This is a genomic window from Bacillus sp. 105MF, from assembly GCF_000374885.1.
In the GTDB taxonomy this organism is placed as follows: domain Bacteria; phylum Bacillota; class Bacilli; order Bacillales; family Bacillaceae_G; genus Bacillus_A; species Bacillus_A pseudomycoides.
The window spans coordinates 99,481-125,237 of the sequence record NZ_KB895581.1; the positions used below are offsets into that span (position 1 = coordinate 99,481).

22 protein-coding genes, 1 pseudogene and 1 riboswitch are annotated in these 25,757 nt (G+C 34.6%); of the genes and pseudogenes, 8 read left to right on the forward strand and 15 right to left on the reverse strand.

Going from position 1 to position 25,757, the window contains the following annotated elements; translation table 11 throughout:
* Positions 1–49 precede the first annotated feature (49 nt).
* Complete coding sequence (gene aspA / locus C564_RS0121070; RefSeq protein ID WP_018766720.1) at positions 50–1,489, reverse strand: aspartate ammonia-lyase; 1,440 nt, start codon at positions 1,487–1,489, stop codon at positions 50–52.
* A 24-nt stretch (positions 1,490–1,513) separates the two neighbouring features.
* The gene (locus tag C564_RS0121075; RefSeq protein WP_003196680.1) at positions 1,514–2,785 is read right to left on the reverse strand and encodes a cation:dicarboxylate symporter family transporter; all 1,272 of its coding nucleotides are present in this window, start codon (positions 2,783–2,785) and stop codon (positions 1,514–1,516) included.
* Positions 2,786–3,164: 379 nt separating this feature from the next.
* Between C564_RS0121075 and pyrH the strand changes: the two genes are divergently transcribed.
* Positions 3,165–3,908: a UMP kinase gene (gene pyrH, locus C564_RS0121085; RefSeq protein ID WP_003196676.1), complete on the forward strand. Its 744-nt coding sequence runs from the start codon at positions 3,165–3,167 to the stop codon at positions 3,906–3,908.
* A 173-nt stretch (positions 3,909–4,081) separates the two neighbouring features.
* Here pyrH and C564_RS0121090 read toward each other — a convergent pair whose 3' ends face one another.
* Complete coding sequence (locus tag C564_RS0121090; protein WP_018766722.1) at positions 4,082–4,750, reverse strand: uridine kinase; 669 nt, start codon at positions 4,748–4,750, stop codon at positions 4,082–4,084.
* Between the two features lie 310 nt (positions 4,751–5,060).
* Here C564_RS0121090 and C564_RS0121095 point away from each other — a divergent pair, with 310 nt between their 5' ends.
* Entirely contained in the window at positions 5,061–5,483 is a 423-nt protein-coding gene (locus C564_RS0121095) for a GNAT family N-acetyltransferase (protein WP_003196672.1), read from the forward strand.
* Between the two features lie 100 nt (positions 5,484–5,583).
* Here the strand turns inward: C564_RS0121095 and cls are convergent, their stop codons facing one another.
* Entirely contained in the window at positions 5,584–6,795 is a 1,212-nt protein-coding gene (cls, locus tag C564_RS0121100) for a cardiolipin synthase (RefSeq protein ID WP_018766723.1), read from the reverse strand.
* Positions 6,796–6,880: 85 nt separating this feature from the next.
* Here cls and C564_RS33685 point away from each other — a divergent pair.
* Positions 6,881–7,821 (forward strand): annotated as a pseudogene (locus C564_RS33685) (esterase/lipase family protein).
* A gap of 50 nt (positions 7,822–7,871) precedes the next feature.
* Here the strand turns inward: C564_RS33685 and C564_RS0121110 are convergent.
* The 5 genes from C564_RS0121110 to C564_RS0121130 form a co-directional block, all read right to left on the reverse strand.
* Entirely contained in the window at positions 7,872–9,017 is a 1,146-nt protein-coding gene (locus C564_RS0121110; protein WP_018766724.1) for an ABC transporter permease, read from the reverse strand.
* Position 9,018: 1 nt separating this feature from the next.
* The gene (locus tag C564_RS0121115; RefSeq protein ID WP_018766725.1) at positions 9,019–10,128 is read right to left on the reverse strand and encodes an ABC transporter permease; all 1,110 of its coding nucleotides are present in this window, start codon (positions 10,126–10,128) and stop codon (positions 9,019–9,021) included.
* Positions 10,129–10,161: 33 nt separating this feature from the next.
* The gene (locus C564_RS0121120; RefSeq protein ID WP_018766726.1) at positions 10,162–11,100 is read right to left on the reverse strand and encodes an ABC transporter ATP-binding protein; all 939 of its coding nucleotides are present in this window, start codon (positions 11,098–11,100) and stop codon (positions 10,162–10,164) included.
* A gap of 133 nt (positions 11,101–11,233) precedes the next feature.
* On the reverse strand, positions 11,234–12,337 hold the full coding sequence (locus C564_RS0121125) for a sensor histidine kinase (protein WP_018766727.1): 1,104 nt from the start codon (positions 12,335–12,337) through the stop codon (positions 11,234–11,236).
* A 4-nt stretch (positions 12,338–12,341) separates the two neighbouring features.
* Complete coding sequence (locus C564_RS0121130) at positions 12,342–12,980, reverse strand: response regulator transcription factor (RefSeq protein ID WP_026008651.1); 639 nt, start codon at positions 12,978–12,980, stop codon at positions 12,342–12,344.
* A 275-nt stretch (positions 12,981–13,255) separates the two neighbouring features.
* Between C564_RS0121130 and C564_RS0121135 the strand changes: the two genes are divergently transcribed.
* The 4 genes from C564_RS0121135 to C564_RS0121150 are packed head-to-tail and all read left to right on the forward strand — an operon-like array spanning position 13,256 to position 16,209.
* Positions 13,256–13,744 carry an RNA polymerase sigma factor gene (locus tag C564_RS0121135; RefSeq protein WP_080740717.1) on the forward strand — a complete coding sequence of 163 codons (489 nt, stop codon included), beginning with the start codon at positions 13,256–13,258 and terminating at the stop codon, positions 13,742–13,744.
* Positions 13,741–14,193 (forward strand): hypothetical protein, encoded by a 453-nt coding sequence (locus C564_RS0121140; protein WP_018766730.1) that lies wholly within the window; start codon positions 13,741–13,743, stop codon positions 14,191–14,193. The genes C564_RS0121135 and C564_RS0121140 overlap by 4 nt, the downstream gene beginning before the upstream one ends.
* Positions 14,186–15,256, forward strand: a complete 1,071-nt coding sequence (locus C564_RS0121145; RefSeq protein ID WP_018766731.1) for a hypothetical protein — start codon at positions 14,186–14,188, stop codon at positions 15,254–15,256. Before C564_RS0121140 ends, C564_RS0121145 begins: the two co-directional genes overlap by 8 nt.
* Positions 15,253–16,209: a LiaF transmembrane domain-containing protein gene (locus C564_RS0121150; protein WP_018766732.1), complete on the forward strand. Its 957-nt coding sequence runs from the start codon at positions 15,253–15,255 to the stop codon at positions 16,207–16,209. The genes C564_RS0121145 and C564_RS0121150 overlap by 4 nt, the downstream gene beginning before the upstream one ends.
* 86 nt (positions 16,210–16,295) lie before the next feature.
* Here the strand turns inward: C564_RS0121150 and C564_RS0121155 are convergent, their stop codons facing one another.
* The 4 genes from C564_RS0121155 to C564_RS0121170 form a co-directional block, all read right to left on the reverse strand.
* Positions 16,296–17,543 (reverse strand): DUF445 domain-containing protein, encoded by a 1,248-nt coding sequence (locus C564_RS0121155; protein ID WP_003196647.1) that lies wholly within the window; start codon positions 17,541–17,543, stop codon positions 16,296–16,298.
* Positions 17,544–17,734: 191 nt separating this feature from the next.
* The gene (locus C564_RS0121160; RefSeq protein WP_006094404.1) at positions 17,735–19,090 is read right to left on the reverse strand and encodes a D-serine ammonia-lyase; all 1,356 of its coding nucleotides are present in this window, start codon (positions 19,088–19,090) and stop codon (positions 17,735–17,737) included.
* Between the two features lie 179 nt (positions 19,091–19,269).
* Positions 19,270–20,937, reverse strand: a complete 1,668-nt coding sequence (kdpA, locus tag C564_RS0121165) for a potassium-transporting ATPase subunit KdpA (RefSeq protein ID WP_018766733.1) — start codon at positions 20,935–20,937, stop codon at positions 19,270–19,272.
* A gap of 109 nt (positions 20,938–21,046) precedes the next feature.
* Positions 21,047–21,188, reverse strand: a riboswitch (cyclic di-AMP (ydaO/yuaA leader).
* A gap of 238 nt (positions 21,189–21,426) precedes the next feature.
* A complete protein-coding gene (locus C564_RS0121170) occupies positions 21,427–21,981 on the reverse strand; it encodes a TlpA family protein disulfide reductase (protein WP_018766734.1) in 555 nt (184 codons plus the stop codon).
* 169 nt (positions 21,982–22,150) lie between these two features.
* Between C564_RS0121170 and C564_RS0121175 the strand changes: the two genes are divergently transcribed.
* Positions 22,151–22,849: a Type 1 glutamine amidotransferase-like domain-containing protein gene (locus tag C564_RS0121175; protein ID WP_016132706.1), complete on the forward strand. Its 699-nt coding sequence runs from the start codon at positions 22,151–22,153 to the stop codon at positions 22,847–22,849.
* A 69-nt stretch (positions 22,850–22,918) separates the two neighbouring features.
* Here C564_RS0121175 and C564_RS0121180 read toward each other — a convergent pair whose 3' ends face one another.
* On the reverse strand, positions 22,919–24,328 hold the full coding sequence (locus tag C564_RS0121180) for an MATE family efflux transporter (RefSeq protein WP_018766735.1): 1,410 nt from the start codon (positions 24,326–24,328) through the stop codon (positions 22,919–22,921).
* Positions 24,329–24,358: 30 nt separating this feature from the next.
* The gene (locus C564_RS0121185; protein ID WP_018766736.1) at positions 24,359–25,123 is read right to left on the reverse strand and encodes a DUF2087 domain-containing protein; all 765 of its coding nucleotides are present in this window, start codon (positions 25,121–25,123) and stop codon (positions 24,359–24,361) included.
* Between the last annotated feature and the right edge of the window lie 634 nt (positions 25,124–25,757).

The window sequence follows — 25,757 nt, forward strand, 5'->3', positions numbered from 1 at the left end:
TGCCATTTCTATATTGTAAACAAAAAAGAGGGGAATGTCCCCTCCTCTTTTAATTTTTCTTTAAAAGAGTTGCTCCCGCAATCCCCGGATGTGTCATTTCATATGGATCTAAAATTAAATCTAACTCTTCTTGTGACAGCACACCATTTTTTAAGCAAAGCTCCCTAACAGATTGCCCTGTCGCAATTGCTTCTTTAGCAACGCGAGCCGCTGCTTCATAACCAATATGTGGATTCACTGCCGTAATAATTCCTACACTTTTCTCAACATATTCTTTCAAGTGTCCTTCATTTGCTTCAATTCCTTTTAGACAATTATCTGTAAAGGCACGGAAACCGTTATTCATAATACTAATCGATTGAAGTAAGTTGAAAACAAGTACTGGCTCCATAACGTTTAGCTCTAATTGACCCGCCTCTGACGCAAGACAAATCGTATGATCATTACCGATTACTTGGAACGCGATTTGATTAATCACTTCTGGCATAACAGGGTTTACTTTCCCTGGCATAATAGATGAACCTGGTTGACGAGCTGGAAGCATAATTTCTGCAAGTCCAACACGTGGACCAGATGCCATTAAGCGTAAATCATTCGCGATTTTGGACATATTCATCATACATACTTTCAGTGCAGCTGATACTTCCGTATATGCATCTGTATTTTGCGTTGCATCTACTAAATCTTCCGCTCCAACAAGAGGTAGTTCACTAATTGAAGCTAAATGTTTTACCACCGCTTCAATATACTCAGGATCCGCATTTAATCCTGTACCAACTGCTGTTGCTCCCATATTTACTTCATATAAATGTTGACGGGATTGCTGAATTCGTTTCATATCACGTCCAATTACACGAGCATATGCTTTAAATTCTTGTCCAAGACGAATTGGTACAGCATCTTGTAAATGTGTGCGCCCCATTTTAATCACATGGTCAAATTGTTCTGCTTTTAATTCGAATACATCATGCATATAGCCCATTGTTTGTAGTAACACTTCTAGTGCATTTAATGTCGCAATGTGAATTGCTGTTGGAAATGCATCATTTGTTGATTGTGCCATATTCACGTGGCTATTTGGACTAATATAATGATAGTCTCCCTTTTCCATCTCTAATAATTCAAGGGCACGATTGGCAATGACTTCATTCGCATTCATATTCATAGAAGTTCCTGCTCCGCCCTGAATTGGATCGACGATGAAATGATCATGCCATTCCCCTTCAAGAATCTCTTGTGCTGCTTCGGCAATTGCGCCACCTTTTTTCAGTTCCAATCTTCCTACATCAGTGTTCGCCAGTGCGGCTGCTTTTTTTACAATTGCCAAAGCTTTAATTAAACCTTCATGGATTTTATACCCTGTAATTGGAAAGTTTTCTACAGCACGCATCGTTTGAACTCCATAATAAGCATGCGTTGGCACTTCTTTTTCACCTAAAAAATCTTTTTCAATTCGTACATTTTTTGTAGTTTCAGTTAATGTTGCCATTATTACTCACTCCTCATCTATTTCTTATGCTGCTTCTGTTTGTTTGACTGTTTCTACATATTGTTTCGCTTTCTCATGATCAAATTCGCCTTCCCACTTCGACATCACGATGGCCGCTAATGCATTCCCTAATACATTGACAGATGAGCGAATCATATCTAAAATGCGGTCGATACCAGCAATTAACGCGATACCTTCTAACGGTAATCCCATTGAACCTAATGTTGCTAATACAACAACAAATGAAGCACCTGGAACTCCTGCCATTCCTTTTGACGTCAGCATGAGAACAAATAACAATGTAATCTGCTGCGTTAATGGCATGTGCACTCCATACATTTGAGCGACGAACAATGCTGCTAATGCTTGGTAAATAGCCGAACCAGTTAAATTAAATGTATACCCTGTTGGAATAACGAAAGAAGCAACTGCCTTCGGACAACCGAACTCTTCCATTTTTCTCATTATATTAGGTAAAACAGCTTCTGAACTTGCTGTTGTAAACGAAAGAATAAGTTCTTCTTTTAAAACTTTCATTAATGTAAAAATGTTTATTCCTACCATTCGTGCATTAATACCTAATACAACAATAACAAATAGTATAACAGTTACATACACAGCTAGCACTAATTTTCCTAAAGGAAGTAGTGTTGCCACACCAAATTTTGCAACCGTAACAGCAATCAGTGCAAATACACCAAATGGCGCAAACTTCATAACCTGATTTGTAACCCAAAACATCGCTTCGAGCACACCTTCAAAGAAATTAAACACCGGTTTTCCTTTTTCCCCAATTGCTGCAACTCCTAAACCAAATAACACAGAGAAGAAAATAATCGGTAATAAGTCTCCTTGTGCAATTGATTCAAATACGTTCTTTGGTACGATGTGAACAATCGTTTCTGCAAAACCTTTTTTCTCTGTTGCATCAGCCGTCTGTTTATATGATGAAATATCACTTTGCTGTAAGTTATTCATATCAACACCCGTTCCTGGATGGAACACGTTTGCTGCGATTAATCCCATTAAGATCGCGATTGTTGTGATAATTTCAAAATAGAGAATTGTCTTACCGCCTAATTTTCCGAGCTTTTTCATATCCCCTACACCAGCTACTGCAACAATCAGCGCTGAAATAACGATCGGTACTACAATCATTTTAATTAAATGGATAAATATATCCCCAATTGGTGTGATATAAGAAATTGCTGTTTTATTGCCATAAAAGATTGCCCCTACTACAATCCCTAAGACAAGTGCAACAAAAATCTGTGTTGCTAATCCGAATTTTTTCATATATTTTCATCCCTTCATGCGAACGCTTTCAATTTGTATTTACAAAAGCTTACTCACATAATATAGGCAAACCTACAAAATCAGACAAAAAACTACAGATTCGTCACAAAAAATTCGAATTTTTTTCTTTAAATATTCATTGACACCCTTTGAAGATAAAAAAATGAAAATAACATTGATAAAACATCGAATTATTTTATATAATCTAAAAAGTAAGTTTATTTGAACGTAAATGAGATGAAAAGGAGTTGATATTATGAAGAATCATACAAAAGATCTCATTATAGCTCTTCCTTTTTCTATTTCATTTTCTCGTAAAGGAGCAAAGGCATTCGCCTCTGCTCCTTTTTTATTGCCATATGTATAGGAGGGAAAATCCATGAAACCATACAAACGTGTTCTAATTAAATTAAGTGGTGGTGCTTTAGCTGATCAAGATGGAAATAGTTTCGGTTCCAAACGTTTAGAACATATCGCAACGGAGATTTTATCAATCGTCGATTTAGGTATTGAAGTTTCTCTTGTCGTTGGTGGAGGAAACATTTTCAGAGGAAACTTAGCTGAAGAATGGGGGATTGATCGCGTTGAAGCAGACAATATAGGGACATTAGGTACAATTATTAATAGTCTCATGCTGCGCGGTGTATTAACAAGTAAGACAGATAAAGAAGTACGCGTTATGACATCTATCCCCTTTACAGCCGTGGCAGAACCCTACATCCGTTTACGGGCTGTTCATCATTTAGATAAAGGATATATCGTTATCTTTGGCGGCGGGAATGGGCAACCATTCGTTACGACAGATTACCCGAGTGTCCAGCGAGCAATCGAAATGAATAGCGATGCCATTTTAGTTGCAAAACAAGGTGTAGACGGTGTTTTTACAAGTGACCCAAAACGAAATAAATCAGCAAAAATGTATCGTCATTTAAATTATAATGATGTCGTTCGAAACAATATAAAAGTGATGGATCAATCAGCCTTATTACTTGCTCGCGACTACCATTTACCAGCTCATATCTTTAATTTTGATGAACCTGGAGTTATGAAAAAAATATGCTTAGGTGAGCATATTGGCACATTAATTAATCATGAGTTAACGGAACTCGTAGAAGAAAAGTGACTTTTTCTAGAGTAAAAAAACTGCAACTTTGACTTTAAAAATAGGTGCGGTATTTTCCGCACCTTACTCTTTCTAAAAAAGTAGTATCTTAACAATATAAAAAAACTGTGCCCCAATTATACACAATTCATGAAACGCCCTTCCAATAACTGTTATCAGTATCACTGTTACACTCACAAACTCTTAAATAAAGTCTTCGGTGCTTCAATATCATTATTAATTAAAACTACCTCTGCACATTCCTTCGGTCCATGCTCTTCTATATACATATGACAAGCAGCGTGATACCTTTGTAAAAACATTCTCTCTGCCTTTTCTTTATTCCAAAAGTTTTTTGCTTCTCGACTCGAACCACGTTCTCTCGCAATTTCAAAATCCGTTTCTACGAATATTTTATAATCAAATAAATGTTGCAACTCTTTTTTTAATAAAAAAGTACCATCAATTATAAATACCATGTCTTTTGAAGCAAGTATGGGATCTGGTTCAATATACATATCCGTTTCTAAATCATGTGATCTCCTATCATATCGCATATCACCACCAGGCCCTAACGGAATCAATAACCGCTCAGCAAATGCCTTATAATCATGAGCATCTTCATAATATCCTTTAGCCGATTCCTTACCTTGTGAATATCTAACTATTCTTGGATTATGGAAATTATCTATACTTGTTCGAACAGCTTTTCCTCCCTGCAAATGAATTTCTTTCTGTAACTCATTTGCAAATGTTGTTTTCCCAGAAGCTGTTATACCACTAACACCGACTCTTAAGGGATGATCTAATTTAACCATGAATATACGCTCTACAATCTCACGAATAATAGTTTGACGATTCAATTCCATCCTCCTCAACCATCTTTGTTTATCCTTCAAAAGATATTTTGATGAAAAAATACGTTTCGAGTATGAAATTTCATACAATTTATTCTCGCTTTTTAATTGTTATATGGTTTGAACAATTAAAATAACACTCTGAATGGTATTACTTTCAACACATTCACAATAGATGTTTTAAAAAACAATAACCGGAATATTAGGATATTTATGTTAAAATAAGTATATTGAGATGATGAAGATACGTATTCAAGAAAAAGTAATTCATTTTATGTTCTAAATCATTTCACAAAAATTGCAGGAGGAGAAATTAATGAATTTACATATTACGAAAGAATTAAATGGAACTGATAAAAACAACGTTAACAATCGGCTTTATGAATATAATTTAAAGTATTTCCCAGTGGATTTAAGAGGTAGATACCAAGAGATTAATTTATTTCTTAAGGATGAAAACAGCAAGGTTCGCGGAGGAATATTAGGTGAAATTTGCTGGAATTGGTTAGAGATTCATACTTTTATAATTGATGAAGACATACGCAAACTAGGTTATGGGACTAAACTTTTATTAGAAATCGAACAAATAGCTTTAGAAAAGAATTGTGATTTCATAAAAGTGGATACTTTAAGCTTTCAAGCATTAGACTTTTATAAAAAGCACGGTTATCAAGAATTTGGTGTCCTTGATAATGTCGGCAGAGACTATAAACATTACTATTTAAAAAAAGACTTATAGATCATTTAATTTTTGAAAACTTGGATTGAAAACACTACAATGAAAATTAAAATGCTCAGAGAATAAACTCTAAGCATTTTAATTTTCATTTATATGATTCCTATAAATAATAATTAACCAACCATGCTATTTTTTCTTTACACTTCTCTAAAAATGATAAATTTGCAAAGAATGATGAAGTTATCTCCTTTGAATCTTGAAAATCTTGTGTTAACGCTTGATTTATTTGTTGCATCATCGGGCCACCATATACATAAAAATCCATCTCATCATTAATATGAAAACTACGCGAAGTGAAATTTGTTGTACCAATCACAGTTGTTTCGTTGTCGAGTATCATTGCTTTCCCATGAAACATCCCCTTTTTATATCCATATACAGTGATTCCATTTTCAATTGACTGACGAATATATGGGTAGGCTGCTTCTTTAATAAGCGGAACGTCCGGTTTGTAAGACCAAAGTATTTTTACCGATACGCCCCGCTTTCGTGCCTGAATTAAAGCATTCATAAGTTCTTTATCTGTCGGTATAAAATAGGGCGTGGCAATCACGATAGAACGCTTTGCTTCTTTTATTAATTCCATATACTTCGTAACAACTTTATGTCCATTATAACTAGACATAGTGTGTAACGTCTTTCCTTTAATAGTAGATTGAGCTGTTCTTGCAATTTCTTCTGAAGTATCCCGTTTCCAATCTAACGCAAACTGCTCCTCTAAATCCGTTACCCCTTCTCCCTGCAATCGCACATGATAATCTCGCCAATATCCAAAGCGCTTATCTTTCCCTAAGTATTCATTACCTATATTAAAACCACCACTATACCCTATTTTCCCATCTATCGTTGTAATACGGCGATGATTACGATGATGGAGCGAATAAAAAAAGAATGGGAACTCCGGTTTCCTGCTGTATGTAAAATGGACACCACTTGCCTGCAATTCATTTTTATATTTTCTTTCAAAAGATAAATCATTAATCCAATCAACCGATAAGTATACTTGTACCCCTTCTTCTGCTTTTTCCTTTAACAAATTTAAGAAAGTATGGCTACTTTTATCATTCGAAATGATATAGAAATACGTGAAGATAGAATCTTTCGCTTCTTTTATATCGGAAAAAAGCTGATGATATAGCGTTTTTCCCTCTACATATAATTGAAAATCACTATAACGAGGAGCATACTCTTTCCGTTGATTTTTATCAGCTTCCACTTTCCTTCCTAGCGTTACATCAATATGCATCCAAACAACTAGAAAAATCACTGCACTAATGATAATAGAAATAATACGTAATATCTTTTTTGCCATGTCAGTCCCCTTTAGCTTAGACTCACTTTCATTATATAGTGTTCAACAAAATCTAATTTTAATGCTCAATAAAAAGGAGGACGCTATGAAAAACAATACAAGAAAAAAACCTATCGTTTTTGTCCCAGGACTATTTGGCTCTATGAGCAATATAATTATTCCCAGCACAGGTGATTGGAATTTCGGAATCTCTGCGTTTGTATATGAGCCTTTCATCATGATGTTAGAAAACATGGGATACGAAAGAAATAAAAATCTTTTTATCTCTTTTTATGATTGGCGACAACGAATTCAGACCGCTGCTCAAAATTATTTATTAAAAACCATTAATTTAGCAAAACACATAACAGGATCCCATAAAGTAAATTTGATTTGTCATAGTATGGGAGGGCTCGTGGCACGATCTTATGTTCAAAGTGAGGAATATCATACAGATGTAGATCAATTAATCCTCCTTTGCACACCAAACGCTGGCTCACCTCCCAATTATAGCTATTGGACAGGAGGCACTCTCCCTGTATGTCCTCTAAAATAAATATCGTTCATTTATATATGGAACAGTATATAAACTACTTAAGCATCTTATATAAGATGAATAAAGTCGAAGCAATTCAAACTCACTTTCAAGGGCTAAAAGATATTATTCCTTGTAAATATTACGGAAATTATTTATTTATAAAGACAGGATCTTCTCTTAAATTCCTACCTTATAGTAAAATGCACACCCAAAATCAGTTTCTCGATGAACTAAATCAAAACAGGGGCATTATACAGAAAAGAAATATTCAAACTATGCTAATTGCAGGTGATATGGAAGAAACGATTCAATATTTACAAGTGGTTCCCTCACGTTCAAAAGTAAAATGGGCAGATGGTAAAGTTGTAGGCGACATACTCACAAAGTTGGGTGATGGCAATGTCGTTACAAATAGCGTTTTCCTTTTAGAAGGTGACAAATATATTGTGCAAGGTGCTCATAATGAAGTTTTATATAAAAGCATACCAATATTACAAAAGATACTTTAGATTACAAACATACAAAAAGGGATGCAGCACCATACCGCATCCCTTCCTAATTATATAAAATTCCTCGCGTCATTATTACGACCAAACTTATAAATCGCAATTAAGAAGAAGGCAATTGCAAAAGCAAACAAAATTAAAATGTTTAAATATAAATCTGCAAATGGCGTCCCTTGTTGTAATTTTCCTATCGTATCTAATAACCAACGTTGAGGGAGAAAATCAGCTATTTTTTGCACGGATGTTGGCATAATTTCAAACGGAAAGAAGCATCCGGCAAGTAAGCACGTTGGTGTTATTATAATATTTTGCATAGCATTTGCAGAAGTTGCATTTTTCGCAAAAGATACAATGGCTAGTGACATACCAATTGCTACTAAAGCAAATATCATCAGTACGCCAATCATGACCATAAATGGCATATTGATATTCGTATGAAAAACGTTCGTCATAAATAACACTGCGACAACAATTTGAACGACTAAAATAATCATATTAACAGCTACGTTAGATAATATAAATTTTTTCCCATCTATCGGTGTTGATAATAATCTAAAATACGTTCTATTCTCTTTTTCCTTTAAAATGAGTTCTGATAAATTCACCGCTGAAAACAACATAAACATAATGAGATAACCGACAGTTTGATTCGTCATATCTTTATTTTTTGAAGTATCTTGAAGCGTCTCAGCTTTTACTTTAAATAAACTTTTTTGATAACCCGCATACATGTTATCAAACGTACTTTGATCATTTTGCGCGACTTTACTAATAGCAACTATATTATCAATATAATTATACAAGTATGATTTTACAAACCCTGTTACTTGATCACCTTTTATCGATGCAACCTCAATATGACTCGGTTTCCCATCTCGAACACTTTGTGAAAAACCTTTATTTAACGTAATTACTCCATCAAGTTTTTTCGAAGTAAGCTTATCTTCTACTTCTGATTCCTTAATCTTACTCACTTTTACATGATTTAATCCCTCTAAAAACTTCACCGTATCATTTGCTATATACTGATTTTCTTTATTTACAACCCCAATGTTTAACGTCCCTTGCCCTACATTTCCATATATCGAAAAAGAAATTAAAGACCCTATTATTGGTAAACCAATAATAATTAGTAATCCTTTTTTATTTTTCAAAAGCACAGATAATGTTTTTTGTATAAGCCATAAAATATCTTTCATACTATAACCCCTCCCGTCTGCGTAATGCGATAATCGCAAGCAATAAAAAGAGTGCTGAAATACCAAGATTTAAAAAGATAACGGGTAATGCAGCTCCTATGTCATTTGCATAAACAATTTTCATAATCGCTGTATTCGCCCATGTTAATGGTGATAAATTCGTAACTACATTTTCTTCAACTACGAAATATGCTCCTCCAAAAATAGAAGCTAATTGCACAACAACCATAATAATCGCTTTAGATGCTTCTCCTGTTTTTGTAATATATCCAATTCCTAATCCAAAGCTAATTGCAAGCAAGACTTCCGTTAATAAAATAAGAAAGATTACTCCAAGATGGTCACCCCAATTCGCCTTATAGACAAATTTACTAAAGAAAACGACGAGAAGTAGACAAAGCGTATTTGCTACAAGACTACCAAATATTTTCCCTATAAAAATTTCTGCTTTACTAACAGGTGCCACAATTAAGCGATCACCCGTTTTTCTAAGTCGCTCTCCACGAATTAAATAACTTGCTCCCATCGCTGCATATAAAGCAATCATTGTCGTCATTACAATTGCATAGTAATCCATAGAGCTTGGTTTTTTAGCAGCTTGTAAAGATGTTTCTTTTATATAATCATCATGATTTCCATTTGAGATAACTGTGCTAACCTTACTAAGATCCACTTTCGCAACTTCTACTGCTACATTGTACTTATCAACAAATGTCGTAAGCATCCCTTCAATGATACTTCCTTCAACACTATTTCGATCACTCTCATATAATTTCACACCGTCTTTATTCATTTCTAAATATCCGGCATATTTATTTTGTTTCACTTCTTCTTTGCCATCTATTTCATTTGAGGCTTTTTTAAAGTGAATTCCCGATTTACTTGTTTCTTTCGCAAATGCTTCAAATGATTGAGAGAACGTACTACTTGCTTCATCTTTATATAATACTTGTATATCTTTAATAGACTGGCCTTCCCCATTAAATGCATTCGTTAAAGCTGTTCCTAATACAAGCATAAGCACAATTGGGAATGCCAACATAAAAACTAATGTTCTAATATCCCGAAAGTCTCTTTTGATGTGCATAATCGCAATATTGAAGATGTTCAATCGATGAACCTCCCTTTTTCTCTTAATAAAAATTTATTTATCTCGTAAATTTCTGCCTGTCAGTGTAAGGAATACTGTTTCTAAGTTAGGCGCTTGCTCTTCTAACGAACGGATCTCAATATCATGATTAATAAAATGTTGAATAATTTTGTTTAAATTATTCAACCCTGCATCAGAATGCACTTTAATCACGTTCTCTTCGATTTGAACAGCTTTGACGCCATTAATCTCTTTTAATTTAGCTACGTCTAGATTTTCGACTGACTTCACTTCAATCCAAATATCCTTTGTATCTGTAATAATCGCTTTTAATTGTTCTTTCGTACCTTCTGCAATTACTTTACCGTGATCTACAATTGCAATTTTCGTACAAATTTCTTCCACCTCTTCCATATAGTGACTTGTATAAATAATTGTGCTCCCCATCTCATTTAATTTTCGTACAGACTGAAGAATGTAGTTTCTTGATTGCGGATCAATTCCAACGGTCGGCTCATCCATAATAATTAACTTCGGATGATGCGCAATGGCACAAGCAATGTTAAGTCTGCGTTTCATCCCACCCGAAAAGTTCTTTGGATAACTTTTATGTTTATCACTTAGTCCTACAAACTGCAATGCTTCTTCTACTCTCGCTTTTAATTCTGCACCTCGTAATCCATACAAACCCGCAAAGAATTTCACATTTTCATAGGTGGTTAACTCCTCATAAATTGCTATATCTTGCGGTACAATTCCAATGTTCATTTTCGCAAAACGATTATGTTTCTTTGTATTTTTTCCTAGTATGCTAATCTCACCTTCATTACTTCTTAACAATCCAGCAATCATATTAATTGTTGTACTTTTACCAGCACCGTTTGATCCTAGAAATCCAAATATCTCTCCTTCTTTAATAGCTAAAGACATATTATCTACTGCGATGAAATCACCAAATTTTTTTGTTAAATTTTTTATTTCTAATGCGTTCATCATTTCACCCCTATTTCAGTTTCTCTGCTATTATTATAAACAAAAAGAATGAACCTGCTCAGTGCAGAAGTTCATTCTTTTCACATGAGAATATTCACTTTTTTCATATGAGATCATTCATCTCAATCATGTCTTACTGAATCGGCAACAACATTGTTACCGAAAAGCCATTCGTTCCATCTGCAATTATTTTCCCATTAACAGACGCTGTTCTCTCCTCCATCCCAATAATACCGAGTCCTTTTTTAACAAAGACTACACCCTTTCCGTTATCTTTCACCTGTACCTTGACCATCTTGTTAAGTACATGAATATCTATTGAAATAACTGTCGCATCAGCATATTTCATCGCATTCGTTAACGCCTCCGTAATATTTTCACCAATGATTTTCCATTGGATAGGGGAAATTGTATCCAAATTCCCTTTATACACAAACGGAATTTTTATATCATGCTTGCTCGCAAACTCATCTATGAATAATTTCATACGATGAATTCCAATTTGTTCAGTTGGTGGTTTCATATTTTTAAGGGTAATTCTAATATTTTCAATCCCATCTTTAGAAATATGAATCGCATTTTGTAGTAACTCCGTAGCTTTGTCTTTATCTATTTCCATCAATCTCTTTGCTGCTTCCATTTGAATAAGTGCACCTGTCATGGAGTGACCAATTTTATCATGAATTTCTTGTGATAATCGATTTCGTTCTTCTAATTTAAATGTGTATTCTGATTGCCTTATGTATTCTTTATTTTCATGTAAACTTTTTGTGAGCCGCTGCATATCTTTTCGCATCTTATCATTTTGCTTTTCAAGCTTTAGTAATCGTACTATGTAACGGTCTGCCATCGTTAAAACAAGAAAACAAAATGCAGTAATGAGTCCATATGTCATTTGAACACTTTCATCCGCAAAAACGATAGGGAGAATCATAATGAAAAAGATCTGCCATTTCTTTTCTATGTAATAAGATACAATTTCGTATAAGTTCAAAGGTAAAAACAAAATAAAAAACGGATGAATCCTCCATGTAAACAAAGCGATAATACCGATTGATAGTCCAATTAATCTTTTTTTATACGCATCTTTTTTTAAAATAGAAATTGTCACGTTTACACAAAGGTACGAAAGCAAAGTAAATATAACCCACGGTAAGTTCGTAACATTTGAGTGAATATAACTGAACACTATATATAAGAAGACAATTAATTTACTTACAATGAACCAAAACTCCATAAAATCAGTCTACTTTCCCTGTTAAATAATAAATCGCAATTTGCGTACGATGTTCAAGACTCGTTTTCCCTAAAATAGACGTAATATAATTTGCAATTGTTCCTTCTGATATAAAAAGCTGTTTTGAAATTTCTTTATTAGAGAAACCTTTTGCAATTAATGCAATAATACTAAGTTCCCTCTCTGTAAAAAGAGTCTTATCTATTTTCGACTCCTCTTCTTTATTTTCCAGTAAGTTACACTTAATTTTATCAAGCACTACGTCTTGCATAACAGTTTGCCCGTTATATACTCCTTTTATCGCATCACGAATGCGCTCCGGGTCGTTATTTTTTAACAAATAACCTTTCGCTCCGTTTTTTACTGCCTCCAAAATATACTCATCATCATCAAATGTCGTTAAAATAAGCGGCTTTGTTTTTGTCTCCTCACAAATTAGCTTCGTCGCCTCTACACCATTCATATTTGGCATTCGAACATCTAAAAGTGCAATATCTACATCATGTTTTTTGCAATAATCTAGAGCCTCTTGCCCATCATTTACTGTTTCTAGCACTTCGAATTCTTCGTATGTACTTAAAATAATTTTCATGCCTTCTCTAATAAAAGAGTTATCATCGGCTATCAATACTTTTATTTTCATGTTTGTTAGTATAGGAGTTCCTCTACTAACATTCACATCCTTTCTCCATGTAACATTTCCCTATTTCTCATTATATACTTCTCTATAACATTTTTTCACACCTTTTGAAGTAGCCTCTTCTCTTAAAATATATTATTCTTTTTTTACATCATGTGTAGGGGGACTTCCCATTTCTTACGTCTATATAATAGAATGCGTCAAAAAGGAGGGAGAGAACCATTGAGGAAAAACAATTAATTGAAAAAGCACAACAGGGAAGTGAACATGCTTTTCGTATCCTTGTACAAACATATCGTCATTATATTTTCCAAGTTATTTTTGCTATTTTAAGACATGAGGAAGATGCACAAGATATCACACAAGAAGTATTCGTAAAGATTCACGCCTCTCTCCCTAACTATCAATTCCGCGGATTAAAAACGTGGATGGCACGGATTGCTACAAATCATGCCATTGATTATAAGAGAAAGAAAGAAAGGGAAAAAGTAGAGCTCTCCTTATCAAACGAAACTCAGGAAGATATAAAATCCTCTCATAATATTGAGGCATCGTTACTGAGGAAAGAGCAAAAATTGCTGATTGCTCAAAAACTAAGAGAACTTCCAGAGAATTATCGTGATGTCGTTCTCGCACATTACTTAGAAGAAAAAAGTTATCAAGAAATTGCTGCTCAACAAAATGCTGAAGTCAAAACAGTCGAAATGAAGCTTTATAGAGCAAGAAAATGGATCAAAAAACATTGGAAGGAGGAAGATTTTTTATGACGCATTTTTCAAAAGAAGCTTGGTGCAATTACACTTTAGATCTTCTATCACATAACGAACGTGAATCTATGGAACAACATCTTTATGAATGTGATCATTGTTTAGCACTTTATATGGAAATCATTGATGAACAAAATGAAAACCTTCCAATCATAAATGATGATTCATTTACAAATGAGGTTATGAAGCAAATCAAATTCGAAAAACTTAAGTCTGAAGAAAAAATGAGTAAGAAGCAACCAAGACAAATAAAAAGTACGCTCATTCACTACATAATTGCAACTGCAGCTACTTTAATTTTTATGGCAAGCGGTTTATTCCATTATATTTTCACAGTGACTTCTAGTTTTGAACAATCTTCCAAACAAAGTGGGGTTTCGATTTCAAAACAAATTTTAAACAAAACTATACACACTTCAAAAACGAACGGAGGTTCAAAACATGAATAAAAACCCATTTTTAGCGCTAATTCTAGGGTTGATTCCTGGGCTTGGACATTTATATTTAAAGCGAATTGGTCGTTTTATTATATATGGTGGTAGTTCATTATTATTATTTCTCGCTGCGATAGGCTTTACTATTAACTTCGGAAATCACGGGATTGCTTTCCTTATCCTATTTTTATTAGCACTTGTATGGGGAATAAATATACTAGACTTAATTATTTCTATAGTGAATCAGTCATGGAAAAAAGAGAAAGACCTAACGCAAGAAGCAGCACGTGAAAGTGAACGATTTTATATCATTCTCTTATCCATCATCCCTGGACTTGGGCATTTCCAATTAGGACTTATGCAGCGTGGACTTACATTTTTAGTCGCTTTTACAGGACTAGGTAGCATGATTATATTCGTTACACTATTAACATCTCGTGAAAGCTTTCTTATCTTTCTCGCTACGTTACCTGTTCTATGGATTTATAATTTCTTCGATGTCGTCCAGCAGCTGCAGAAAAAAGAACGTGGGGAAATATTAGTCGATCGTACTATTTTCGAAGATTTTGAGGAGCACCGAGAACAAGGAAGGAAAAGTAAAACATTCGCTTCTATTTTAGCGATGTTCCCTGGAGCGGGTCATATGTATTTAGGCTTACAGCGCCGTGGTCTTCAACTAATGGCAGCCTTTTTACTTGCCATTTATATGCTTGATTTATTAAGACTTTCCGCCTTCTTATTTTTAGTACCTATCATTTGGTTTTATAGCTTTTTCGATACATTACAGCAAACATCCAAATACGGAAAAGAAGATTTACAAGACACACCTATTATCGATTATTTTATTAATCATCAAAAATGGCTTGGTATCGGACTCATCGGGTTAGGATGCTATTATTTACTAGATCAAACACTCCTCCCTATTTTTGACGATTATTTCGCTACTATATTCAATATTCATATTAGTGAATTATATTATCGCTATTTCCAAACATCTATCGTTGCCCTCCTTTTAATTGGTGGTGGCTTTAAATTATTACTAGGGAATAAAGAAGAAAAAGGCGGTGCTAAAGAATGAGAACATGGCGTGTAGGAACGATATCTATGGGGATTTCAATTATCACATTAGGTTGTTTCTTATTATTTTCAACTATAAAAGGTATACAAGTATTTGATAACTTCACAGCATGGTGGCCTATTCTTTTCATTGTGCTTGGCATCGAGATTTTACTATACGTTACATTCTCTAAAAAAGAGCAGCCTATTATTAAATATGATATATTTAGTATTTTCTTTATCGGCGCATTAGGGACCGTTGGAATTTCATTCTATTTCTTATTATCCACTGGATTACTAGAGGAGATTCGTTATTCCATTGGAACAACTGAGCAAACGAATAACATCCCAGAAGTGCAACATGACATCCCTGATTCTATTAAAAAGATTGTAGTTGATACGAGTAATACTCCTCTTACAATAGAAGGTAGTAACATTAATAAAGTGCATTTATTAGGAACATATGAAATGACTATGAAAGCAAATGAAAAGAACAAACTAAAACAGGAAGATTTCATTGCCATTCACACAGTTGGTGAAACAATGTATGTGACATTAAAGCCATTACCTGTTCACCATAAATTCTTTGCTTCACAGTCAAGAATGACAGCAACACTTGTCCTCCCGCAGAATAAAAATGTGGAAATTCGCGGTTCTGAAAGAGAACTCTCTCTTTACCCAGGCCAATTACAAAGCAATTGGTCTGTACAAGAAAGATCAAACGTGTCTGTTCATCTTGTAAAAGATAGCGACATAACACTATCAGCAGTAACAAATCAAAAAGATTCTCATGGGAATACACCTTGGGAACATGTAGAAGAGTTAACGAAAAAGGTGAATAATTCTTCAAAAGAAAATCCAGATTCAAATCAGCAAGAACAATGGTATAAAAACACACTAAAGCTCGGAAACGGAACACATCAGCTAAACATTCAAAAAGCTTATAATACAAACATAAGCCTTCTTGAAGAATGAAACGCTAGCATATAATTGAGGAAGGAAACTTCTTCGGATACTAAAAACCTTCCACATGCATTTCATATCATGAGGAAGGTTTTTTTCTATATAAGTGCTTTAATCCCTTCCAAAACTAACCCAATCATAAACCCGCAAACAGCACCATTCACACGAATCCATTGCAAATCTTTGCCGACGTTATTTTCAATCATTTCAATCAATGTTTGATCGTCTAACTTATCAAGGTTTTCTTGTACAAGCTTTCCAATCTTGGAATGATTATTTTCAACAAGATTTACAATTTGCTTTTGCAACCAGCCTTCTATTTTTTGAACTGTTACTGGATCTTCTTTCACTTTGTTCATTTGCTTCGTTAAAAATGGAAGAAGATATTGATCTGCAAACTCTTCTTTTTTAATAAAAGCGACTGCTCTTACCTGCGCTTGTCCTAACAATTCTTTTATCTTGTCAGCCGCATTCCAATTTGCGATCCAACTTTCTTTCCAATTCTCTAATTCCTGTAATACCGCTTCATTTTCCTTCACATTAATAAGTTCTTGACGAACTTTCACTAATATAAGTTGTCTTGTGGTATTATCAGGATTTTGTAAACTACTAATATTACTAATCACGAACTTCTGCAATATGCTTCCGATTTTTTCTTCATCTACAATATTCATGAAAGATTTTAGAGTAAATTGCAAGAATCCATCCACTTTTATATTTTCCATCGCTTTCATGCCTAAACTTCCAAGTTGATAACGGGCTTCATCTTGAGCCGTCCACTCTTTCGCTTTAACTAACATGTAATCAAGTGTTTTTTCATCATATTCTTGTACAACCAATTGATCAATAAGGACTTGCAGTATATTTCCTGTATTAATCGTATGTAAATATGTTTTTAATTCTTTTTCAATTACAATAGCTAACTTTTCGATATCAATTTGAAGAATCGCTTTTTCAGCAATTGTAACAATCCCTTTTTTCACAGCATCAGATTGCAGCTCTCTTTCTGCAATCTGTAACACCATTTGTGCTAACTTCATTTCCTTCACTTTATTTGTTATGCTTTCTTTTGTCAGCCAATCATTCTCCAGTGTGGAAACGAGGCCTTTCGTAATCCGTTTACGATTTTTTGGAAGTAGGGCTGTATGCGGAATTGGAATTCCCATTGGATGACGGAATAGTGCCGTGACTGCAAACCAATCAGCAAGCCCCCCTACTAATCCTGCTTCAAATCCACCTTGTACAATTGTTCCTATCATCGATTCCTGAAATGGAATAGTCGCCGCAAACCCTACTCCCATTACCCCAAGTGAAATACCCGCTAAATATTTTGACTGTAGTGACATTGTATATACACATCCTCTTATTTATGTAAAATGAAGCTTTCTATTGTATAACGGATTTATTAAGCTTATATCGTCAAGTCCTTACTTTCAAAAAAAGCCTATATCTATACTATAATGAACCACGTTAAAAATAACAAAAAAATTCGAATAAAAAAACACGGGGGTTAAACTACCCTCGTGTTAAATTACTTCTAGTTCTCTATCGCTAAATTCAAGCCTTTTTGATAATATTGCTTCCTCACTTCTTCAGGAACCATACTTCCACCAGTCCCCCAAATAATATGTGTACCCTTCCTCACTTTTTCTGTTAAATTATGCTTCAATAAATAATCGGTTCCCTCTTTACATAATTTCATTGGTCCTATCATCCCTGCTAGTGCAGAAGGTTCTAAATGGAGCCCCTCTGTATCGACTAATTTCTTAAGTAACTTATACAACTGTTCATCGCTAACTGTATAACTACCACTTAAAAAAGGTTCCATAGTTTTACCCACAAATCCAGATGGTCTTCCTACAGCAAGTCCGTCCGCGTCTGTGACATTATCAATGCCAATATCTTGTACAGAAATTTTATCATGAAGTCCAGTCATTAAACCAAGTAACATACATGGAGAGTGGGTAGGTTCTGCAAAGAAACAATGGGCATTGTCTTTATACAATAACTTTAAGCCAAATGCTACTCCTCCAGGCCCACCACCTACTCCGCACGGAAGGTAAACAAATAAAGGATGTTCATCATTTACTGTTATCTCTAACTCTTCTAATTGTTTTTGCAAACGAGATGCCGCTACCGCATATCCTAAAAACAAATCATGGGAGTTTTCATCATCAACAAAATAGCAACTAGGGTCTGCATTTGCTTGCAGTCGCCCTTCTTCTACCGCTTTACTATAATCAGCTTCGTATTCAATCACTGTCACATTTTTACTTCTTAACAAATCTTTTTTCCACTCTTTTGCATCGGCTGACATATGAACAGTCACATTAAAACCTAACTTAGCACTCATAATACCTATACTAAGACCTAAATTTCCAGTCGAGCCTACTGCAATTGAATATTGCGAGAAGAAACTTCGAAACTTATCACTATCTAAAATCGAATAATCATCTTGTATCGTTAACATTTGATGTTGAAAAGCTAATTCCTCTGCATGTTTGAGAATTTCATAAATTCCCCCTCTTGCTTTAATAGATCCTGATATAGGAAGATGACTATCACACTTTAACAATAATTCACCTAATATAGGTTGTTGATAATCCTGTTCTAAGGATTGTTTCATGGAAGGAACTCTCACTAAAGGTGATTCTATGATACCGTTCATTCCTTTTGTTTCTGGAAAAACCTTAGCAATATATGGAGCAAAACGTTTCAACCTTTCCTCTGCATCCCTTACATCTTCTTGAGTGAGGGGGGATTTTTTAATTCCCGTTTGAAATTTTTCGATATTGGGATTAATCCAAAATACTTCTTCCATCGAAATGAGCCTGCTTAGTAAAGGATATTGGCCTTTCCATTTTTGTATATCTTTGCTTTCAATCTCCTTCATTTATCTAATCCTCCTAATTTTCTTATAGCAATTTGCACAATAAAATTACATTAAATTAATTTTAATACAGTTTAACATATAATCATTTTTATGTTAATTTTATTTACTTTAATTAAATTAAATTTAACACTTTGTTAAAGAGAATGCATTAGTAAAAGCCTAAACAAATTAAAGTTTCACTATGATATTGTAAGAAATTCAGCAACCGGTCCTAGTATAAGTACCGGCAGAAATGTTAAGGCACCTATTAAAAAGATAGTCCCAAGTAGAATTCCTCCAAATAGCCGATTATCTGTTTGAAAGGTTCCTCTAGTCTCAAGTACAACCTTTTTCCTTTTGAGTCCAACTGCGACGGCAAGCATTGTAATCACACCTAAATATCTACCAATATACATAACAATTCCCGTTGAAAGATTCCAAAAAGGCGTGTTATCCCTTAATCCTTCAAATCCGGATCCGTTGTTAACAGCAGATGACGTGTATTCATATATAATTTGCGTTAAACCATGAAAACCCGGATTAGAAATTGCATCTGTTCCTAGATTCGTAGAAAATGCAATCGCTGCAGTTCCAAGAATAAGTAATGGCTGAGACACAATCGTGACTGCTATTAACTTCATTTCTTTTCCTTCTATTTTTTTGTTAAGAAACTCCGGTGTACGTCCCACCATTAATCCGGCTAGAAACACAGCAATCATTGCATACATGACGACATTCATAAACCCAAGTCCGATCCCTCCAAACACGGTACCTAAAAGCATGTTTATAAGTGGAACCATTCCACCAATCGGTGTTAATGTGTCGTGTGTTGTATTAACACCACCTGTTCCAGAGGCACTTGTAACAGTTGCATATAAAGCAGAAGAGATGACGCCAAGACGAGTTTCTTTCCCTTCCATATTTCCTTGTGAACTTTCTATCCCTAATTGATTTAACAATGGATTCCCCTTCAATTCAGATATAGCAAGCGTACAAAATCCGATAATCAAAAGAATGAACATTGATATAAAAAACATTCTACCTTGTTTCCGATTGCCAACCATTCTTCCGTATACAAATGGAAAAGCCATCGGAATTAACATTTGTAACATCATTTGTAGCACGTTACTTATCATATTGGGATTTTCAAAAGGATGCGCAGAAACTGTTCCAAAAAAACCTCCTCCATTGTCACCAAGTTCTTTAATAGAAAGCAAAGACGCTACCGGTCCACGGGGAATTTCTTGTGCCGTTCCTTCCAACGTTTTCACAACAATTGTTGGATCCAGTGTTTGCGGTGTCCCTAAAACCACAAATATCAATGATGCCACAAATGAAATTGGCAATAATACTCTTGTAATTGCTTGTACAAAATCAACAAAGAAGTTTCCTATTCTTTTCCCCGCTAGTACACGAATAAACGTAATACCAATTGACAATGAAGTTGCAGGTGCCGCAAACATCATAAATGTCACACCTACCATTTGAGAGAAATATGATAAACTACTTTCTCCCCCATAGTGTTGTAAATTCGCATTCGTCATAAATGTAATTGCTGTATGAAATGCTAATGTTGGTTCTAATCCTAAAAAGTGATTCGGGTTTAATGGAAGAATCCCTTGTAATCGAAATATCGAATATACAACCAAGATACAGAAAAAATTTGTGCTCATTAAGCAAAACATATATTGTTTCCAAGTCTGACTATGCCCTTTAATCCCAGCAATTTTAAATAAGATGTTTTCCAGTGGGCCAAATACCTTTTGAAATGGTTCCTTACGCTGAAAAGCATTGTATATATAGTCTCCCATCGGTTTTGCAACAATTACGAATAGGCCAATTGTAATTAGACTTGTAAGCCAGTTCATCCTCTTTCCCCTCTCTGTTTCCATTACACCCAAAAACAAATGTTATATTTTACCATTAAGAGAATAAAAAGAAAACACCAGGTTGCACCTAGTGTTTTTCACACACACAAGCCCCCCTCTCAAAACGCTGACGAGGTTAGCTGTCGGATTCGGGCCTTGAGAGTAGCCCTACCTATAAAAGGATTCACCCCTAGTGACAATGCACAAATTTGGTTCCCCCGCTCCTGAAGTGGATTAAGCGATTTATTATTTGGCTGTAAAATCTACATTGAGCTATTCTGATTGTTAATATACTCCTCTAAATGATAGTTGTAAAGAGAGAGAAAACAAAAAAGAAGGAATCTTCTCACAATAAACTCCCAATACATATGAATAATGCTAATCTCTATAAATATAGTAGCACATGAAATAGTGAAAAATGATATCATTGGAAATCACCCACTTCCATTTCCTATCCCTATGAGAAGCTTTGTAACCTTTATCCCCCTCTTACTTCTCAATTAATTGTTTGAATTTCTTTTCCAACTGATCCGGAGGTAATACTCCACGCGCTTGATCTACAATAATCCCATCTTTATCAACAAAAAACGTTGTTGGCAGTGAAACAATTTTATAATCAAGTCCCGCCACCCCATCCATATCTAATAAAACTGGGAACTTAAATCCAAAACGATCTGCAAACGCCTTTGCTTCTTGTACTGCATCTCCAATCGTTGCATTCACCGCAAAAATTTCGATTTCACCTTTATATTTATCGTAAAGACGAACTAAGTCCGGCGCTTCCATTTCACATGGTCCACACCATGACGCCCAGAAGTTGATAACATACGGTTTTCCTTTTGCATCATTTAATGAATAAAGCTTTCCGTCTAATCCTTTTAGTGTGATTTTCGGCGCCTTAAATCCTACTTGAGGTAATACTTCTTTCTCTTGCAGTGCTGCTTGTTTTGCTTTCCGTTCTTTTTCTTCTTGCTTGGAATTATAAAAGTTAACTCCAGCCCAAATAAGTGCTCCAGCTAGTATAATTACAATTAATTTTTTCACTATTTTCCCTCCTATTATCGAGTTCACTTTTTATTTAACTTCGGTATATCACACACCTTTCCTTTATTCATTCATACTTTTTACTTTTCATCTTTTATTGCAGAAGGAAAGCCACTCTCCTGTAGCGAAATTTTATCAATAATAAAAATCTATTAGGTGGTGCTTCATTATGAAGTTAGCTGTAATTGGCGGAGGTTATCTCGAACAGACAGATCATTTCCATATAAATCAACGACTTATAGAACTAACTGGGAAACAATCTCCAAGAGTATTGTTTATCCCAACAGCAAGCAATGATGATGAAGGTTATATAAAAGAATTTAGAGAAACATTTGAAAAGCAGTTAGGGTGTGATGTTCACATTCTATGTTGCATAAAAGAAAGCTATAGCGAAGATACAATAAGTGAAATGATTCATTTTGCTGATTTCATCTATCTAGGCGGAGGAAATTATATCAATATGCTTGAAAAGTGGAGGGAAAACAAAATAGATGAAAAGTTAATAGCAGCCCTACACAATGGAACATTCATTGCAGGATATAGCTCTGGTGCTATGTGCTGGTTTACAACCGGCTTCCGTTCTAATTATAAAGGAGATGGCTATATAGAAAGCGATGGCTGGAATATGGTAAACAAACACTTCTGTCCCCATTACAATCAGCCAGATAGAGCAACTGCTTTCCATTTATTCTTACAAAATCATGCATGTGATATAGATGGAATTGCTTTAGAGGATAATTGTGCTTTATATATAACAGAAAATTCCTTTGAGATTATCGGAGATCCAGAGAAAGCTTGGGAATTCTATATGAATGATGGAAAACTCATAAGACACCATTTTGATGTAACTTTGAAAAGTTATTTATGAGTTGTACTCATACAAAATAAAAATGTTCCTAAGCTTTCAAGCTTAGGAACATTTTTATTTACTTTCAATCTAACTAACAAGTCGCGTAATCCGTTTCTTCTGCCATGAAAGTTTATAATACCCATATTGTAAAAGTAAACTCACAATAAATGCTGCTGGATATCCAATCCATATACCCTTTATACCAAGACTTGTATGATACGAAAGGTAATAGGCAACAGGAACTTCTACAAGCCAAATTGATACAACACCGATAATAGTCGGCCATAGTACGGTTCCACTTGCCCGCATTGTCGCACCAATAATTTGCGCATGACCGAAAATTAAATAACTCCATAATGTAATCATCACTAAACTATGAGCAATTTCGATTGTATTTGGACTTGTTAAGAACAATGATAAAATTTCTCTTGAGAACAAATAAATAAGAGCAATTAATACCCCGCCGATGATATAATTCATCACAATACCTGCCCGAACAACTTTCTGTAATCGATCAAATTGATTCGCACCAATGGATTGTGCAGCAAAAATGGATACTGTAATTCCAAGACTCACTGCTGGCATTTGTACATAACTTGCCACTTGGTTCACGACTCCATAGGCTGCGGTCGCATCAGAACCGAAGCGATTTACAAATGCAATGACTGCAATCTCAGATAACGAAACTAATATCATATTAATACTTGCTGGAATACCAAGACGTAGTAATAACTTTAATAATTCCCAATCCATCCGAAGATATTTTCGTACTGCCCCATCCAATTGCAATGGATGATTTTTCTTCTTTAAATAAATAAGCATTACAACAAATGTTATAATCGTTGATATAACAGAAGCATAAGCTGCTCCATAAACATCAAGTTCCGGCAACCCTAACCAACCAAAAATAAGAACAGGCAACAATATCATGTTCAATACTGTACTAACAATTAAAAAGTAAAATGGCGTTTTGGAATCTCCTGTACCTCGCATAAATGTTGTATATGCAAAATATAAGAATAAGACCGGCATTGAAATAAATAAGATACGTGCATAGTGAACACTCATATCAATAATGTTTTCTGGTGTACCCATAAGGCGCATAATGTCCATTGCGAATATACTTCCAACTATCGCTAAAATGACTCCAATAACAAATGTAAAGGTCAATGTTGTACCAACGATTGCTTTTAAACGCTCTTCATTACGAGCACCAAACGCTTGCCCAATCAAAATTGAACTACCAGAGCCAATTCCAATTACAAATGAAACAAGTAGAAAGAACAATGGAAAGAATGCAGAAATGGCAGCTAAATCATTCACACCGAGCCATCGTCCTACCACTACCATCCCAAACAATTGTCCAACTGATTGTAATACATTACTTAAAAGTAAAGGAACTAAGAACATGGACATTGATTTCCATATCAGTTTCTTTTCCTTCTCATGATTTTGTGATTCTACACCTTCTTGGGTGTTATCTGTAGGTGATTTCAAAATTCATTTCTCCTTTCTTTTGTCTTTTTCTTATAACTTAACCCAATATTTACTTCCATCAGCTGTTCGATCTAGAAAACCATATTCAATTAAATACCTTCTCAAGGTTACAAAATCCGGATACACACTTTCTAAAATTTGATTCACTTCTTTTTCTGTATACTTCTCACTACTATCAAACTTTTTCACTAAATGTCTCAATATGATAAGTTTACGCTTTTGTTTCTTCGGAAATTTAACAAGCGGCCCATTTAATCCTTCGGTAAAATGCAATTTCAACACTTCATCATTCTCTTCTTCCGTAATGTTATATCTGTCATCCACCATTGTAGCTGTGCGGTGAATCGGTAAAAATTTAGACTGCACTTTTGATTTTTCTTCCGACAATTCCATCAGCGCTAAAAACACCTTAGCCTGTTTCATCTTCTCCCGTAATGTAAATCGATGATTACGAATTGTCGATGTACTGCCTCCATCCATCTCTTTCACAATTTCTTTATCATTTAAACCCATATAAAAAAACTGCACCATTTTCTTTTGTAAATCTGTTAAACCTGTAAACTTCTTATCCAGACTTAATAAATATGCGAACATAGATGTATGTTCCTTTTCAATATGCAGCTGTGCGAATTTCTCTGCTTCATATAAAACATTATGATCTTGATAAATAACACCTTTTATAAAAGTTTCTCCGCAAGCTAAGCAAATGTATTCTTCTGTATCCTCTTCAAATACATATCCTTTTTTCAGTTCTTCAACGGAAGCATCCCAAAACTTCTCTGAAATATCACTCATACTAGACAATCCTCCAAAAAGTTTATTATTAACCTAAACAAATTATGATATCGTTTATCCACTTTATCATATTATCATAAACTTCACAAACATTTCAACATTACGTTTACTTATTTTATAAACAAATTTAAAAACGTTTGTATACAATGTGAACTGAAAGGGATTTTATAGTTAATAAAAAAACAAAAATCCGGGAAAAGATTTTTGTTTTTGTACGCCCATTATATCGCCTTATTTACGCTTCATGTTCATTTCTATATCATGATCAAAAGCAACAGATTACTGTTTCACCACAACATCTATCAAGATCTTACTTACTTTTATGATTTCTTTTTTATCATTTTAACCGAGAAGACCCCCCTCCTCTAAACGAAGTGAAGGTGGGGGATGAATCGGTTTTTTCTTTTTAAAGAAAACGTCTCTTTTTTGTAGAACATATGTTTGTTTCGGTGTATAATGATCTTATCAAATAAAATGAGGTGAGAACAGGTGAAGAAAGCGTATTTTTCGAAACGGATCTATAAGATAGATGTACCGCATGAAATGGTAGATGCATTGGCAGAGACAATCGAAACATGTAATCAGGCGAAGCGCTTTGCGTTTCAAATGATTGTTCGGGAAAAACGTTGGAACC